Source organism: Aliirhizobium smilacinae, from assembly GCF_006335145.1.
Lineage (GTDB): Bacteria > Pseudomonadota > Alphaproteobacteria > Rhizobiales > Rhizobiaceae > Neorhizobium > Neorhizobium smilacinae.
Genome location: NZ_VDMN01000002.1, coordinates 118,311 through 133,703 on the forward strand (window position 1 = coordinate 118,311; position 15,393 = coordinate 133,703).

Here is a 15,393-nt window from a genome sequence, read left to right on the forward strand (position 1 = left end):
CACGACCTCAGATGACGGGGGTGGGAAGGGGCTGGCCGGCGAAGTGAGCCGCCAGATTATCACGCACAAGCTTGCCCATCGCCTTGCGCGTCTCGATCGTGCCCGAAGCGTGATGCGGCTGAAGCAGGACGTTGTCGAGCTTGAGGAAGCGCGGATCGAGTTTTGGCTCGCCTTCGAACACATCGAGCGCAGCGGAGCCGAGCTTGCCATTTTCGAGCGCGTCCAGAAGCGCCGTTTCATCGATGTTGGAGGCACGCGAAATGTTGATCAGCATGCCTTCCGGACCAAGCGCTTCGATCACATCCTTCGAGACGATGTGACGGGTGGCGGCAGATGCTGCGAGTGTCACGAACAGGAAATCGGAATGTGCGGCAAGCGCCACCGGATCGGCGGTGTAGGTCATGCCTTCAGCATAGGACTTTTCCGAAACGTCGCTATAGGCGATGTCCATATCGAAGCCGCGCAGACGCTTGGCAACCTCGAAGCCTATACGGCCAAGGCCGAGAACGCCGGCCTTACGACCCCAGACCTTGCGCTTCAGGGGGTACAGCCCCTTGGCGGCCCAGCTTCCGTCCTTCACCCACTGTTCGGCACCGATCATGCCGCGCGACTGGCAGAGCATCATGGCCGCGCCCAGATCTGCGACATCGTTAGTAAGAACATCCGGCGTGTTGGTAACGCGGATGCCGCGCTCGCGGCAGGCATCCAGATTGACCGCGTCATAACCGACGCCATAGACCGAAACAATCTTCAGGTTGGGCAGCTTGGCGATCAGTTCCGCAGAAGCGCCGAGTTCGCCACGGGTGGCGATTGCCGTGACCTGCTTCGCTTCGCCTTCGATGAACGCGTCGCGGTCGCTGGCCTCATAAAGCTTCTTCACGTCGTAGCTCTTTTCGAGCTCCAACATATCCCATTCCGGATAAGGACCGATGACAAGAATCTGCGGCTTCATTTCTCACTCCCGAGGTTGGTTTTTGATTGCATATGTTATCGATAACATCCATGTCAACGTCAAAGAACCTTATGAACCGGGAGGAATTTTCGATGTCGTTTCCGCTGTTCGATCTCACGGGTAAGACCGCGCTGATCACCGGCTCCAGCCAGGGCATCGGCCTGGCGCTCGCCCGTGGTCTTGCCGAACATGGCGCAACCGTCATTCTCAACGGCCGCGATGAGACCAAGCTGAATGCCGCGCGGGAACAACTGACCGCCGACGGCTTCACCGCACATCCCATTGCCTTCGATGCCACTGACCACACATCCGTCGCGGCAGGCATCGACAAGATCGAGGCCGAGATCGGTCCGATCGATATCCTCATCAACAATGCCGGCATGCAGCATCGCTCGCCGCTCGAGGATTTTCCGATCGACAAGTGGCAACAGCTTCTAACCACCAACATCTCCAGCGTCTTTTATGTCGGTCAGGCCGTTGCCCGCCACATGATCGCCCGCGGTCATGGCAAGATCATCAACATCGCCTCGGTGCAGAGCGAACTCGCCCGTCCGAGCATCGCGCCCTATACCGCCACCAAGGGCGCCGTCAAAAACCTCACTAAGGGCATGTCCACCGACTGGGCCAAACATGGCCTGCAGGTCAACGCCATTGCACCCGGCTATTTCAAGACGCCGCTCAACCAGGCGCTGGTCGACAATCCGGAATTTTCCGCGTGGCTGGAAAAGCGTACGCCGGCTGCCCGCTGGGGCAATGTCGATGAACTGGTCGGCGCGGCCGTCTTCCTGTCCGGCAAGGGCTCCTCTTTCGTGAATGGACACACGCTTTATGTCGACGGCGGCATCACCATCAGCCTTTGAGGCACACACCGTCCGGCGTCCCATCATCGTGATGGGCGTTGCTGGATGCGGCAAGAGTTCGGTCGGCACACGCCTCGCCGAGGCGCTTGGCCTGCCCTATCAGGAGGGCGACGACCTCCACCCGCAAGCCAATATCGCCAAGATGTCGAAGGGCACACCGCTTACCGACGAAGATCGCGGGCCCTGGCTTGACCGGATCGGTGAGATTCTTGCCGATCACGCGGAAAGCGGCATCGTCCTGACCTGCTCGTCGCTGAAGACGGTCTACCGTGACCGGCTGCGCGCGGCCGCCGGCGAAAAGCTTGCCTTTGTGTTTCTGGATGGTAGCAAAGCTCTGCTGACCCGGCGCATGGGCAATCGCGAAGGCCATTTCATGCCGACCAGCCTTCTGGAAAGCCAGCTTGCGACACTGGAGCGGCCGGATCAGGAAGCAGACGTCGTGGTCGTCGATATCGACAACACGCCGGAGACGATTACCGATCTGGCGATCGACGGATTGCGCAGGCTCGTGGCCGGATAAGCCATGAAGGCGGCCGCAAGGGCGCCTTTTAGTGCGCCATCAAAGCTGCGGACCTCTATCGCGTTGAAGGGGAAGCAACCGATACTTCCCCGTTTCTGTTTTCAGATATCGACGATCAGGCCCTTTGCTTTCAGTACCGGCTCAAGCTTGCTGACATCGATGACAGAAGTCCCAGCCTTGTAGGCTTCGATAAAGCCGGCCTCGGCATCTTCACGCGCCTGCGATAGCTTCGCCACTTCGGCAACTTCATTGCGACGAACGACAACGAGACCGTCCGCATCACCGACGATGACATCGCCTGGATTGATGATTTCGCCGCCGACGATGATCGAGTCGTTGGTCGTGCCGAGCGTTTCCTTGACGGTACCCTTGATGCAGGTGCTGAGCGAGAAGACGGGGAAACCGAGTTCGCGGAGCTGTAGCGTATCGCGTACGCCCGTATCGGTGACAAGGCCGCCGATACCCTTGGCAAGGCAGGCATTGGCAAGAACGTCGCCGAACGAGCCTGCCTCTTCATATTCGCCTGCCGACACGACGATGATGTCGCCCGGCTTGGCATAGTTGATTGCCAACTGCAGCATGATGTTGTCGCGCGGCGAGGATTTGACAGTGTAAGCCGGACCACAGAGTTTCATGCGGTAATCGACCGGCTTAAGGCGAGACGAAAGAGCACCGCGACGGCCTTGAGCCTCGTGAATGGTGGCGGGCGAAAACTTTGCAATCGCCGCCAGATCCTCCTTGGAGGGACGTTCGGGGATATCTTTGATATGGGTCATTGAGCCCTCCTCGAGGCCATAGATAAACCGCACGGCGGCAAGACTGCCGCCGTCGGCATTTTTTGATTGTGTTTAGATTGAAATCGGAAGGCGCTATGCGCCGTCAGATCACGGGATCGGGTCGAACTTCAATTCGGAAAGCGGTACGACCTTGTCGGTGCGGGTCATCTTGTATTCGGTATCCGGCCCGAGCCACTTGTCCCAGATCTTGTTGATCTCGCCATCGGCATCTAGCTTGCGCAGGATCTCGTTGACCTTTGTTGTCAGCGCAGGCTGGTCCTTCTGCATGCCGATGCCGATCGGCTGGTAGAGCATCGGATCCATGATCATCCGCATCTCCTTGCCGCGGGTCTTCGACTCGTTGACGAGCTTTGTCGTCGTCATCGTGTTGGCGACCATGCCGCGCGCCTTGCCCTGCTGAACAGCGAGGTAGGCCGAACCGGTGTCCTGGAATGTCAACGGCTCGGACTTGTTGAGCTTGATCGACATTTCGGAAGTCGATCCTTTGGTGGAAGCGATGCGCTGGCCGACGAAATCAGCCTTCGCCTTGCCTTCGTCCGTTGCCGGAACGATCAGCATTTCCTTGGCGAGATAGTAGGGGTCGCTGAACTGAATCTGTTCGGCGCGGCTCTGGGTATAGGCAAGGTTGGCGACGGTGATGTCGACGCGGCCAAGCTTGACTTCCGGCACGCGAGCTTCGACAGAGACCGGCTTGACCTCTGCCTTGACACCCATTTCCTTGGCGATTGCGTTGCACAGATCGACGTCGAAGCCGACCATTTCGCGGGTCTTCGGGTCGGGAGCCGCAAACGGCGTCACGTCGGCGAATGTGGCACAACGCAGCGTTTTGGCCGACAGGATGTCTGCGAGCTGGTCAGCTTTGGCGGGAGCTGCGACAGCGGTGCCGGCGGCAAGCGCTGCGAGAGTTGCGAATTTCCAGTTCATTTGCTGTTCTCCATTGTTATTTTATGTGGAAGGCAGTCAGTGCCGCAGATCAGCGAGGAAGCGCTGGGCACGCGGATGTCGAGGATTCTTGAAGAAGTCTTCGGGAGGAGCGGTTTCGAGAATTTCGCCTGCATCGATGAACCAGATCCGGTCCGCGACGTCGCGGGCGAAGCCCATTTCGTGTGTGACGCACAGCATGGTCATGCCTTCGGCCGCCAGGCTTTTCATCACGCTCAGCACTTCGCCCACCATTTCCGGATCGAGCGCGCTGGTCGGTTCGTCGAACAGCATGACCGGCGGCTCCATGGCGAGCGCGCGAGCGATCGCCACGCGCTGCTGCTGACCACCGGAAAGCTGACCGGGGTAGGAATTCGCCTTGTCGGCCAGACCGACACGATCGAGCAACTTCAGCGCCTTGTCGTGGGCAACATCGGCCGACACGCCCTTGACCCGGATCGGCGACATCGAGACGTTATCGACGACAGAAAGGTGCGGAAAGAGGTTGAAGCTCTGAAACACAAAGCCTATGCGGCTGCGCAATTTGTTGAGTTCGCTGCCGCGCATCGGCGCGTGGATATTCTGCCCCTCGAAGCTTATTCCACCGCTATTGATCTCTTCGAGCCGGTTGACGGTGCGGATCAATGTCGACTTGCCGGAGCCGGACGGGCCACAGATGACGACGACTTCGCCGCGTGCCACTTCAGCGTTGATGTTCTTCAGGACCTGATAGTCACCGTAGTTCTTGCAAACGTCGGCGATACGGATCGCCGTGGCGGCCTTCGGTTCGGACACTGAGGTGCTCATAGCTGCTCCGTGATGGTTTTGAGGGGCGCTGCCTCGGCCGGCAGGCGGGCGTTGCGCGGCCCGGCTCGCCGGCGGGTGATGCGTCGCTCGATGCTATTGGCGACATAGGTCAGGCTCCAGCAGAGTATGTAGTAGACGACTGCGAGAATGAGGAAGACCTGGAAAGGCTGGGTCAGAAGCTGGTTGTTCACCTGGCTTGCTGCAAATGTCAGGTCGGGCACGTTGATGACATAACCGAGTGTGGTGTCCTTGATCGTCGAAACAAAAGTCGAGATCATGCTCGGGATCATGTTGTAGAGTGCCTGCGGCAGGATGACGAAACGCATGGCGCTCATGTGGCCATGGCCGAGTGCCTTGGCGGCATCCATCTGCCCCTGCCCCAGCGAAACGATACCGGCACGGACAACTTCACTCAAGAACGCACCCTGATAGATGACCAGCGTTACCAGCATGATCAGGAAGCTCGGCACGTCGGCGCCCGTCCATAGCGGGATAACGAAATAGCACCACAGGATGAGCATCAGCAGCGGCACGCCGCGGGTTACATAAACGAGGCCTGTCACGGGCCAGCGCAACAGGCGCCATTTCGAAAGCCGCGCCAGCGCCATCAGGATGCTGACCGGGAAGGCAAGCGCTATCGCCAACGCTGACAGAATGAGGGTGTTGGCAAGACCGCCCAGCGGGCCGTTCGGATATTGGCCGATCAGCAGGAGCAGCCAGTAATCATTGATTATGTTGATAAAATCCTGGATCACGCGCGTGCCCTCCGAGCCGGGTCTGCACGCATCGAAAGATATGCCCCTATCCCCATTATGATCAGCGAGAAAAACAGATAGGTGACAGTTCCGATCGTATAGATCTCGAATGTTCGGAAGCTGAGGTTTTCCACTTCCTTGACCGCATGCGTCAACTCAGGTGCACCGATGACAATGGCGATGCTGCTGTTCTTGAACAGGGATACGCTGTGATTGATCAGCGGCGGCAGCGCGTTACGCACGCCTTGCGGCATGATCACGAAACGCATGGCAGAAGTATAACCGTGACCCAGAGCCTGGGCAGCTTCCATCTGGCCGCTGCTTACCGAACGCAGACCAGAACGCAGATCTTCGCTGAAATAGGCCGCCTGGCAGAGACCGAGGCCGATAACTGCGAAAATCGCCTCTGCATTGTGGGTCGCCAGCCAGTCCGAAAACCCTTGAGGCATCAGCGTGAATATGCCGAAATACCAAAGCATCAGCTGGACGAGAGTAGGCACGTTGCGGTGGTAGGAGACATAGGCAGCCACGATCGGCTCACCGATGCGAAGCGGAGAGACACGCAGCGCAAGGAGAAGAATGGCCAGCGTCATCGCCAAGAGCCATGAGCCGAAGAAGATGACAAAGGTCATCTGCATGCCGTGCATCAGCATCGACATGTATTCAGGATTGGAGAGGATCGCAGAAAGATCGAACCCGCTCACCGCTTCGCCCCTTCCGAACTACCGCTGGTAACTGGCGTTTGCGGCTTTGCCGTTTGCAGACCACCCATGACCTGAAGGGTCGGCGTGATTTCCATGTGGCCGATATTGACCGCAACGGGTGCTGCGATCGCGAAGGCGATGGCATCGGCGATATCGGAAGCCTGCGGCAATTCGAAACCGTCGATGAACCGCTCACGGATCGAAGGATCATCGCCGTGGACATGGTTGAATATATCGGTTGCCACACGACCGGGGCAGATTTCAGTGACCCGAACCCGCTTCCCGAACGTATCGATGCGCAGCTGGTTTGACAGCATGGCGACGCCGGCCTTGACGGCATGGTAGGTCGAGTTGCCACCGAAATTGTAATTGCCGGCAATCGAGGAAATGTTGATCACGTGGCCACGGTCGCGTTCAGCCATGCCCGGCACAACCATACGGCAGAGGTGCAGCACGGCGCGAAGGTTGACGTCGATCAGAAGATCGATGTCGCCGTCTTCAGCCTCCAGGAATTTCTTCGGCCGATCGACACCGGCATTGTTGATGAGGACGTCAAATGCAACTCGGCCGGTCAACTCGGCCAGCGACTCGCGATTGGTCACGTCGATTGCATGCGCGATACAGCCGGTTCGTTCGGAAAGCTCGCGCAACGGCTCGGCGCTGCGAGCAACCGCATGGACCTCCAGGCCTTCGCGGCAAAGTCTCTCTACGACGGCGGCGCCAATTCCCGACGAGGCACCAGTCACCAGAGCAGTCTTGTAGTCGGAAAACGGCATTGAATTCCCCTTTGTTGAGATGAGACTAGCGAAGCTTTTTTGACTTGCCTAAGACCGATTAGTTTTGGGCTAATAAGGAAGCGTTATGGAGTGTCGCGCTTATTGCTTGAGGCGTGATTTGCGCGTTACAAATCAATCGGCTAGGTTTTCTCTTCATCCGCTAAAAGACAGGTCGTGACCGTATGACGACCTTCCGGACGGGTGATATCAACACAGGCAGCATCGACCAAAATGGATATCCGGCGCCTCAAGTCCTTCATTGTCATCGTCGACAGCGGCAGCATCACGCGCGCTGCAGACATCCTTCATTTGGCGCAACCGGCACTCAGCCAGCAACTTGCCGCCCTTGAAGACCACTTCGGGCAGAAGCTTCTGATCCGCAGTCAGCAAGGAGTGACGATGACCGATGCCGGCCAGGCGGTTTATCGCCACGCGCAGATCATCCTGCGGCAGATGGAACAGGCACAGTCCGATGTCGCCACCGCCGGCCGGTCGCTGGCCGGTCGCGTATCGGTCGGTCTTGTCCCTTTCAGCAGCGCGGCAACATTGTCGGTCGAACTCCTGGCCGAAACGCGGAAGCGCCATCCGGGTATATTGCTGCATCTGACCGAAAGCGTTGGCCAAACCTACAGCCAGATGATCATGAACGGCCGTCTGGAAATGGCGCTCATTCATGGGATCGGCCCGATAAAGGGCGTGCGCTTCGAACCCTTGTTGAAAGAAGAGTTCTTTCTCGTCGCGCACCCGGATTTTGCCATCGAGACAAGCGACGCGCCGGTTTCCGTGACCGCGCTGGACGGCCTGCCATTCCTCATGCCACCAGCCTATAATTTCGTTCGCCGCGCAGTCGATACAGCGTTCTCACGCAGCAAGGTCGAACTGAAAGTGGTGGCGGAAGTGGAAATCGTCAGGACACTCAGCCGGTCCGTGGATCGAGGACTTGGGGCCACGATCATGCCCAAGGCGATTGCCGACCGGCTGATTGCCGAATCCAGCGAGAATCTGATTTGTCGCCTCGTCACTCCGCGGATCGAGGAGACGCTGTCACTCTGCGTTTCCGACCAAACGCCGCTGTCGGAGCCGGCGATTGCAGTCAGGGACATTCTGATCGAGTTGACGGCCAGGCTCAAGACCTGACCGTCAAGGGCTCAATCCAAAGCCGGTTACTTCATGTCCTTGCAATACTGGGCGATACGGTTGCAGCCTTCTTCCAGCATTTCCATGCTCGTTGCATAGGAGATGCGGAAATACGGGCTCATACCGTAAGCCGCACCCTGCACGGTCGCGACATGATGCTCCTCGACCAGCCCCATGACGAAATCGACGTCGGTCTCAATCTTGCGGCCACCTTTGGTCGTCTTGCCGATCAGCTCCGACATGTTCGGGAAAATGTAGAACGCGCCTTCCGGCTTGTGTGCGCGCAGGCCTTGTATTTCGGCCAGCCGGCCGAGCACGTAATCACGGCGGGTTTTATAGATCGACGAGCGTTCTTTCAGGAGATCCTGCGGACCATCGAGTGCAGCAACGGCTGCGGCCTGAGTGAGCGTCGAGGTGCCGCCGCTGTTCTGGCCGTTGACGTTGCTGATCGCAGCAATGAGATCCTTCGGTCCGCCACAATAACCCAGGCGCCAGCCGGTCATGGCGTAGGCCTTTGACACACCGTTCATGGTCAACACGCGATCGTAGAGGCGCGGCTCGACTTCTGCGATGGTGCAGAATTCGAAATCGTCATAGACGAGGTGTTCGTAGATGTCGTCCGTTAAGGTCCAGACATTCGGATGGCGCAGCATGACCTCGGCGATCGCTGCCATATCAGCGCGCGAGCAGGCCGCACCGGTCGGGTTGTTCGGAAAATTCAGGAACAGCCACTTGGTGCGTGGGGTGATCGCAGCTTCAAGATCTTCGGCGCGCAGTTTAAAACCGGCATTTTCCGGGCACGGCACCGAGACTGGCACGCCACCAGCGAATTTGACGATATCCGCATAGCTGACCCAAGACGGTGCCGGGATGACGACTTCGTCGCCCGGATTGCAGGTTGCCAGCACGGCATTGAAGATGACCTGCTTTCCGCCACCAGACACGACGATCTGGTTCGGTTCATAGGTCAGGTTGTTCTCGCGCTTGAACTTGCGGATGATCGCCGCCTTCATGGCCGGCGTGCCATCCATCGTCGGGTATTTCGTGTCACCGGCAAGGGCTGCGGCATAAGCTGCCTCAATAGCATGACGAGGCGTCGGGAAATCCGGTTCGCCGGAAGACAGGCTGACCACCTTGATCCCTTGGGCGGCAAGTTCACGCGCACGCTGTGTCATCGCAGCGGAGGCAGAGATGGAGACATTCTTCAAACGGTCGGCAGTGGCGGGCATGGGTCTGGTCTTCCAGTTTTGAATTTTAGGTGGAAAATGAAACAGGCGACGGCTTCAGCCGGCAACCTCCGATGCAGGTGCAAGCGTGCCGCCGGCAGCCTCGATTTCGCTTCGCACGATCCGCGCCAGTTCGAGCGAACCCGGCGTATCGCTATGAACGAGAATGGATTTCGCAGGCATGTCGATGGTCACGCCATCAATCGTGGTGACGGTCCGGTCAACGAGGAACTGGCGCACGCGAGCGCGCACAGCCGCCTCATCCTTGACCAAGGCCCCCGGCAGTCCGCGGGCAACAAGGCGGCCCTGTGCGTCATAAGCCCGATCAGCAAGGAACAGCAGCAAGGTCTTGAGCGAGGCGCGCTTTGCTGCGGCTTCAATTTCGCTTCCCGGCATGGCGAAGATGATCAGTTCAGGATCGACGGCGCGGATTGCTTCTATCATCAGGTCAGCCAGCTTAGGGTCGCGGTTGACCATGTTTCCCATAGCCGCGTGGAAGCTGAAATGGGAAACGCGCTGGCCTTCGCTGGCGGCGATCGCCTTCAAGGCGCCGAGTTGGTATAGCATCTGCTGGCGCAGTTCATCGGCCAAATAGGGAATTTCACGACGACCGAAACCAGCGCGATCCGGCAGGCCGGGATGGGCACCGATGCCGACGCCGTTTGCCTTGGCAAGACGCACCATTCGCGCCATCGTATCGGGATCGCCGCCGTGAAAACCGCAGGCGATATTGGCCGAGGACACGACCTTCATCATCGCCTCGTCATCGCACAGGCTATAGGGGCCAAAACCCTCGCCCATATCGGAATTCAGATCGATCTTCATTCCTTCCTCCTCGCCTTACTTCATCGCCTGCAATGCACCGCAAACCATGCGCGACGTCCTGCGGACATCGTCGATGAAGCCGGCGACCGCCTTTTCCACCTCCGCTGCCTGGGCGTGCGTCACGCGGACAAAGCGCAGACGGCTGCCGATGCGCGTCTGCCCGAGCCGCCAAAGGTCGGCTTCGATCACGCCGGCGATTTTGGGATAGCCGCCAGCCGTGTTGGCATCGGACATCTGGATGATCGGCTCACCACTCGGCGGCACCTGAACGACACCGGAGACAACGCCGTGAGACCGCATTTCGACCGGAGTCGTGGGCTTGATCGGTTCGCCCATCAGGCGATAGCCAGTGCGGTCGCTCTGGGTAGAGATCTTCCAGGTCTGCGACCAGAAGCGCTCGGCATCCTCGCCGAACAGAGAATGTTCTCCGGCCGGAATGGCGCGTACGACCAGTGCACCATCCTCAGGGGCCGGATAGACATCGGCAAGCGCATACGCCGGATCGACAACCGCGATACCAGTGGCAGGAAGGTTCAGGGAAGCGGAAATGTCACCGAGCTGCAGGATATCGCCGGCAACCAGAAAACGTCCTTCGTTGCCGCCGAATGCGCCGCGGAGCGAGGTGCTGCGCGACCCCATCACGGCCGCGACATCGATGCCGCCGGCAATGCAGATATAGGCGCGCGTTCCAACCCGCGGCTGGCCAAGCTCCAATAGCTGCCCGGCTTCCACCGGCAGAGCGCACCATGGTTGCACCGGACGCCCGTCGATCGAGGCGCCGCAATCCGCACCCGTCACGACAAAAGCCGTCGCCTTCGTAAAACGAAGCTTGAACGGATAGGTTTGGATTTCAATGACAGCCGCGTCGGTTTCGTTTCCGAGTAAGCTGTTGCCCACCTTGAGCGCCAGCGGATCCATCGCGCCGCTGGTGGTCACGCCGATATTACGGAAGCCGGGACGACCAAGGTCCTGTACCGTGTTGAACGGTCCTGTCTGGATGATCTCTATCATAGCTCTATGCTCGCTGGCACGAAACGCACCGTATCGCCCGGCGCCATCACGGCAGGCGTGTCCGACATCGGATCGAACATCTGCAATTCGGCAAAGCCGATCGAATTCCAGCCGTTCGGCCCGGTCAGAACGGCAACGCCCGTCTGCATGCCGCCGATGGTAACGCAACCTCGTGCCATGTTGAGCGACGGCACAGATTTGCGCGGCATGTAGATGCGCGGATCAAGCCCGTGAAGGTAACCGAAGCCCGGCGCGCTTCCGAGCGCAAAGACCCGGTAGATGCCCTCATAATGGATGCGAACAACCTCACGGTCGGACAGGCCGGATCTGTCACACAATGCCGCCAGATCGGTGGCATGCTGGCCACCGTAGGTAACCGCGATCTCGATCGTTCGGCCCACCAGATCGATGCTTTCAGCCTGTTCCCAGGCTTCCAGCAGGCGCAGTGCCAAAGTTTCCGGGTCTTCAGGCGTCACCTTCAGTACGACGAGAAGATTGGTCATGCCCGGTACGATCTCGAGCGTTTCACTCCACAGTTCCGCGGCCTTGGACAGGGCCCAGATCCGCCGCTGCGCGGCAAGATCGAACTCGCCGGTCGCCTCGATAAGAAAGGCGCGGGAGCCGATCGGGGAAACGCGAGCGCCCTTGCGATCCAGTACAAGCGCTTCCGCAGGCGAGGTGATTTTGGCAACTGAGGCGTTCATGCTTCTGGCTCGACTTCTGCAATCGGATCGCCGAAACCGACGATTGTTCCTTGTTCAGCGAGATGGCGGCGCAAGCGCTTTAACGGTCCTGCCACGAGTGGCAGCAGGATTGGGCCGACCCGCAGGAAGCCTACCGTGCCGCTTGCCGCCGATACATCTGGCGCGCCCGTACGGGACAGATCAGACGGCCAGAACTCGCCCGCCATCGGCGCCTTGACGACTACGGGTGTGCCTGCGGCATCCGGCTTGCCGGAGCGCATCTGCCGCGCAGAGCCATTGGCCGAACCCGACAAACGGATGAGCAGGCTCTGATCCGGCTGGGTGATCTCGATGCCTTCGACGCCGGCGGCTTCAAGCACTGCGGTCAGCCGTTCAATGATGGCGGGATCGCTCAAATCCAGCTTGCTCATGCGGTCCCCCGCGTTTTCAGCCATTTTTCCAGATAGTGAATGTCTGTTTCGCCCTGCGCAAAGGCGGGATCTTCGAAGAGTTCACGCAGCAAAGGAAGATTGGTGGTAATGCCCCCAAGCTTGAAGGACGCCAGAGCCAACCGTGTCCGCTGCATGGCGTCGGCCCGGTCGCGGCCGTGCACGATCAATTTCGCGATTAGCGAATCGTAGTAAGGGGAAACCTTGTAGCCGGCCTCGACATGGGTATCGACGCGAATACCCTCACCCTGCGGCAATTCAAGTGCGGTGATGATACCGGCAGACGGCATGAAGGTCGCCGGGTCCTCGGCATTGATGCGGCATTCGATGGCGTGGCCTTTGCAGACCACGTCAGGCTGGCTCATCGACAACGCTTCGCCCTGCGCCACGCGCAATTGCTGCTGCACGATGTCAACGCCACTGGTCTCCTCGGTCACCGGATGCTCCACCTGCAGACGGGTGTTCATCTCGATGAAATAGAAGGCACCATCCTCATAGAGAAATTCGAACGTGCCGACGCCACGATAGCCGATCTGCTGGCAGGCCTGGACACAGGCTTCACCGACAGGGCCGATCAGCGCTTCGGAAATGCCGGGCGCTGGCGCTTCCTCGACAACCTTCTGATGGCGGCGCTGCATCGAGCAATCGCGATGGCCGAGCCAGACCGCGTTTCCATGCGTGTCGCACAGGACTTGAATTTCGATATGACGCGGATGCTGGAGAAATTTCTCCATGTAGAGCGCCGGAGTTCCAAAGGCCTTGCGCGCTTCTTCGCGGGTCAGGGATACCGCTTCCACCAGATCGGCCTCATCCAGCACAACGCGCATGCCGCGCCCGCCACCACCCCCGGCAGCCTTGACAATAACGGGATAACCAATCTCCGACGCGATTGCGCGGATCAAGTTCGGTTCCACCGGAAGCTCAGTATCAGGACCCGGAACGCAAGGCACACCGGCCGCCACCATGGCGCTCTTGGCCGCAATCTTGTCGCCCATCGTGGCGATTGCATCGGCATCCGGACCGATGAATCTCATCCCGGCGTCTTCGACAGCGGCTGAGAAACGTGCATTTTCCGAAAGGAAACCATAGCCCGGATGAACGGCGCCTGCGCCCGACAGGCGTGCCGCCAGCAGGATAGCATTCTGATTCAGATAACTCTTCGACGCGGCCGAAGGACCGATGCAGATAGACTGATCGGCGCTTCGGGCATAGGTGGAATGCCGGTCAGCTTCCGAGCAGACGACGACGGTCTTCAGCCCCATTTCACGGCACGCGCGCACTACACGCAAAGCGATTTCGCCGCGATTGGCGATCAGGACTTTGTCGAAGCGTTGTGTTGACGGCATCACGCGATCTCCGCCAACATGTCACCGGCCTCCACTTCCGTGCCATTGAGGTCAGCCAGGCGCGTGATCCGGCCGGAACGCGGAGCCGAAATCTTGTTGAACACCTTCATCGCCTCGATGATGAAAAGTGTCTGGCCCTCAACGACATTATCACCGACGGCGACGAATGGCGGATCGCCCGGCGCCGCTGCGCTATGCAGCACGCCGAATATCGGAGCAGAAACCACGAAGCCCTCGGTTGTTGGGTTTTCCACGCCTTGAGCATGCTTTAGCGGCGCCATGGCCTCCTGGCGTGCCGGTAAATGAGCGTCATACGAACTGTCACGAAATATCCGGACGGTTGTATCTTTCTCGGTGACGATGAGCTGAGAGATATTGGACCGACCGACAAAAGCTATCAGTGTTTCTATCTTCGAAAGATCCATTCCCCGGCCCATATTTGTACTGCGCGTTCCATCCACATGAGATCGAACGACCCACGATCAGATGCTACTTGGTACCATAGGTGATGGGATGATGGGGTCAGACGAAGTTTCTATGGAACGACATTGCCTGGAAAGGCGTCACGCCGGTCTCGAAAGGATCAGGACTTGTGGCATGTCACTCGATCTCCCGCGAGAGACAGATCCCTAGTGCGAAAGCACGACGCGGGTGGATGAAGACAGGATCGCGCTCAGTGAGCGCGATCCTGTCACGTGCGCAGACGGGCGACCGGACCTAGGACGGCAGTTGGTCGAGAATGCGCCGATCCCGTTTGGTTTTGAACGGCTCCAAATAGGGGGAGCTTGGGGTCGATCAAATCCGGGCACCACCCGTGGCATCAATCATCTGGCCAGTCGTCCAGCGCGCATCGTTCGATGCGAGGAAAGTGATAACGTCGGCGACGTCCTCCGCCCGGCCGACACGGGAGAATACCGAGAGTGCTTCGGCGCCGGCGCGCGCGCCGGGCGATGCCAGCCATTCGGCATTCATATCCGTTTCTGTCACACCCGGCAGAACGGCATTGACCGTAATTCCGCGAACCGCAAATTCAGGCGCCAGTGCCAGTGTCAAAGTCTCGAGCGCCCCCTTGGAGGCTGCATAGGCCGGATGCGTCGGTGCCGCGATCCGCGTAAATCCGGTCGAGACATTGATGATACGACCGTTATCGCGAATGTTGTCGGCGACGGCCTGGATCAGGAAGAACGGCGCTTTATAGTTGATCGCCATTACCTCGTCGAACGCAGCTTCGCTCGTCTGCTTCAACGGTAATGCCGGCGCGATGCCGGCATTGTTCACCAAAATGTCCAGAGAGGCGGAGCCAGTCTCGCTACGCGCAGCTTCGCTGAACTGCGCCCAGAGACTGTCGGCCGCGTCCTTGCCGTGTCTGAGATCGGCCTTCACGGCGACGGCCTTGACACCAAGCGCCTCGATATCGCGTGTGGTGGCATTGGCCGCATCCGCATTGGCGGTGTAGTGCACGCCAATCAGTGCGGCGCCCTCCTTTGCGAATGCAAGCGCGGCGGCCCGACCGATACCGCGCGAACTTCCGGTGATGAGGGCTATCTTGTCTGCGAGTCTTCGGGACATGGATCACTCCGTTGCTAAATTAAATAGTGATCACTATAATAACGGCGGATAAACG

General features: G+C 59.2%; 18 protein-coding genes. 3 read left to right on the top strand and 15 right to left on the bottom strand.

From position 1 onward, the window contains the following. Positions 1-7 precede the first annotated feature (7 nt). The gene (locus FHP24_RS11465) at positions 8-952 is read right to left on the bottom strand and encodes a 2-hydroxyacid dehydrogenase (RefSeq protein ID WP_139676340.1); all 945 of its coding nucleotides are present in this window, start codon (positions 950-952) and stop codon (positions 8-10) included. Positions 953-1,044: 92 nt separating this feature from the next. Between FHP24_RS11465 and FHP24_RS11470 the strand changes: the two genes are divergently transcribed. Continuing rightward, positions 1,045-1,812 carry an SDR family oxidoreductase gene (locus FHP24_RS11470; protein WP_180355973.1) on the top strand — a complete coding sequence of 256 codons (768 nt, stop codon included), beginning with the start codon at positions 1,045-1,047 and terminating at the stop codon, positions 1,810-1,812. Between the two features lie 31 nt (positions 1,813-1,843). After that, positions 1,844-2,332: a gluconokinase gene (locus tag FHP24_RS11475; RefSeq protein ID WP_246091751.1), complete on the top strand. Its 489-nt coding sequence runs from the start codon at positions 1,844-1,846 to the stop codon at positions 2,330-2,332. 101 nt (positions 2,333-2,433) lie between these two features. Here FHP24_RS11475 and FHP24_RS11480 read toward each other — a convergent pair whose 3' ends face one another. The 6 genes from FHP24_RS11480 to FHP24_RS11505 all read right to left on the bottom strand — a co-directional run bounded on the left by FHP24_RS11480 (position 2,434) and on the right by FHP24_RS11505 (position 7,092). After that, positions 2,434-3,108: a 4-carboxy-4-hydroxy-2-oxoadipate aldolase/oxaloacetate decarboxylase gene (locus FHP24_RS11480; protein ID WP_139676343.1), complete on the bottom strand. Its 675-nt coding sequence runs from the start codon at positions 3,106-3,108 to the stop codon at positions 2,434-2,436. Positions 3,109-3,216: 108 nt separating this feature from the next. Continuing rightward, positions 3,217-4,053, bottom strand: a complete 837-nt coding sequence (locus FHP24_RS11485) for an ABC transporter substrate-binding protein (protein WP_139676344.1) — start codon at positions 4,051-4,053, stop codon at positions 3,217-3,219. Between the two features lie 36 nt (positions 4,054-4,089). Further along, positions 4,090-4,857, bottom strand: coding sequence for an amino acid ABC transporter ATP-binding protein (locus FHP24_RS11490; protein ID WP_139676345.1), 768 nt, complete (start codon positions 4,855-4,857; stop codon positions 4,090-4,092). After that, positions 4,854-5,612 (bottom strand): amino acid ABC transporter permease, encoded by a 759-nt coding sequence (locus FHP24_RS11495; RefSeq protein WP_139676346.1) that lies wholly within the window; start codon positions 5,610-5,612, stop codon positions 4,854-4,856. The genes FHP24_RS11490 and FHP24_RS11495 overlap by 4 nt, the downstream gene beginning before the upstream one ends. After that, positions 5,609-6,316, bottom strand: a complete 708-nt coding sequence (locus FHP24_RS11500) for an amino acid ABC transporter permease (protein ID WP_139676347.1) — start codon at positions 6,314-6,316, stop codon at positions 5,609-5,611. Before FHP24_RS11500 ends, FHP24_RS11495 begins: the two co-directional genes overlap by 4 nt. Next, on the bottom strand, positions 6,313-7,092 hold the full coding sequence (locus FHP24_RS11505; protein ID WP_139676348.1) for an SDR family oxidoreductase: 780 nt from the start codon (positions 7,090-7,092) through the stop codon (positions 6,313-6,315). Before FHP24_RS11505 ends, FHP24_RS11500 begins: the two co-directional genes overlap by 4 nt. A gap of 231 nt (positions 7,093-7,323) precedes the next feature. Between FHP24_RS11505 and nac the strand changes: the two genes are divergently transcribed. Beyond that, positions 7,324-8,229 (top strand): nitrogen assimilation transcriptional regulator NAC, encoded by a 906-nt coding sequence (gene nac / locus FHP24_RS11510; RefSeq protein ID WP_139676349.1) that lies wholly within the window; start codon positions 7,324-7,326, stop codon positions 8,227-8,229. A 26-nt stretch (positions 8,230-8,255) separates the two neighbouring features. Here the strand turns inward: nac and FHP24_RS11515 are convergent, their stop codons facing one another. The 8 genes from FHP24_RS11515 to FHP24_RS11550 all read right to left on the bottom strand — a co-directional run bounded on the left by FHP24_RS11515 (position 8,256) and on the right by FHP24_RS11550 (position 15,338). Further along, entirely contained in the window at positions 8,256-9,458 is a 1,203-nt protein-coding gene (locus FHP24_RS11515; RefSeq protein ID WP_139676350.1) for a pyridoxal phosphate-dependent aminotransferase, read from the bottom strand. 54 nt (positions 9,459-9,512) lie between these two features. Continuing rightward, the gene (locus FHP24_RS11520; protein WP_139676351.1) at positions 9,513-10,280 is read right to left on the bottom strand and encodes a 5-oxoprolinase subunit PxpA; all 768 of its coding nucleotides are present in this window, start codon (positions 10,278-10,280) and stop codon (positions 9,513-9,515) included. Between the two features lie 15 nt (positions 10,281-10,295). Then, the gene (locus tag FHP24_RS11525; RefSeq protein ID WP_139676352.1) at positions 10,296-11,291 is read right to left on the bottom strand and encodes a 5-oxoprolinase subunit C family protein; all 996 of its coding nucleotides are present in this window, start codon (positions 11,289-11,291) and stop codon (positions 10,296-10,298) included. Then, positions 11,288-11,995, bottom strand: a complete 708-nt coding sequence (pxpB, locus tag FHP24_RS11530; RefSeq protein WP_139676353.1) for a 5-oxoprolinase subunit PxpB — start codon at positions 11,993-11,995, stop codon at positions 11,288-11,290. Before pxpB ends, FHP24_RS11525 begins: the two co-directional genes overlap by 4 nt. Continuing rightward, complete coding sequence (locus FHP24_RS11535; protein WP_139676354.1) at positions 11,992-12,405, bottom strand: acetyl-CoA carboxylase; 414 nt, start codon at positions 12,403-12,405, stop codon at positions 11,992-11,994. The genes pxpB and FHP24_RS11535 overlap by 4 nt, the downstream gene beginning before the upstream one ends. Next, on the bottom strand, positions 12,402-13,769 hold the full coding sequence (gene accC / locus FHP24_RS11540) for an acetyl-CoA carboxylase biotin carboxylase subunit (protein WP_139676355.1): 1,368 nt from the start codon (positions 13,767-13,769) through the stop codon (positions 12,402-12,404). The genes FHP24_RS11535 and accC overlap by 4 nt, the downstream gene beginning before the upstream one ends. After that, on the bottom strand, positions 13,769-14,194 hold the full coding sequence (locus tag FHP24_RS11545) for an acetyl-CoA carboxylase biotin carboxyl carrier protein (protein ID WP_139676356.1): 426 nt from the start codon (positions 14,192-14,194) through the stop codon (positions 13,769-13,771). The genes accC and FHP24_RS11545 overlap by 1 nt, the downstream gene beginning before the upstream one ends. A 370-nt stretch (positions 14,195-14,564) precedes the next feature. Then, positions 14,565-15,338 (bottom strand): SDR family oxidoreductase, encoded by a 774-nt coding sequence (locus FHP24_RS11550; protein ID WP_139676357.1) that lies wholly within the window; start codon positions 15,336-15,338, stop codon positions 14,565-14,567. Between the last annotated feature and the right edge of the window lie 55 nt (positions 15,339-15,393).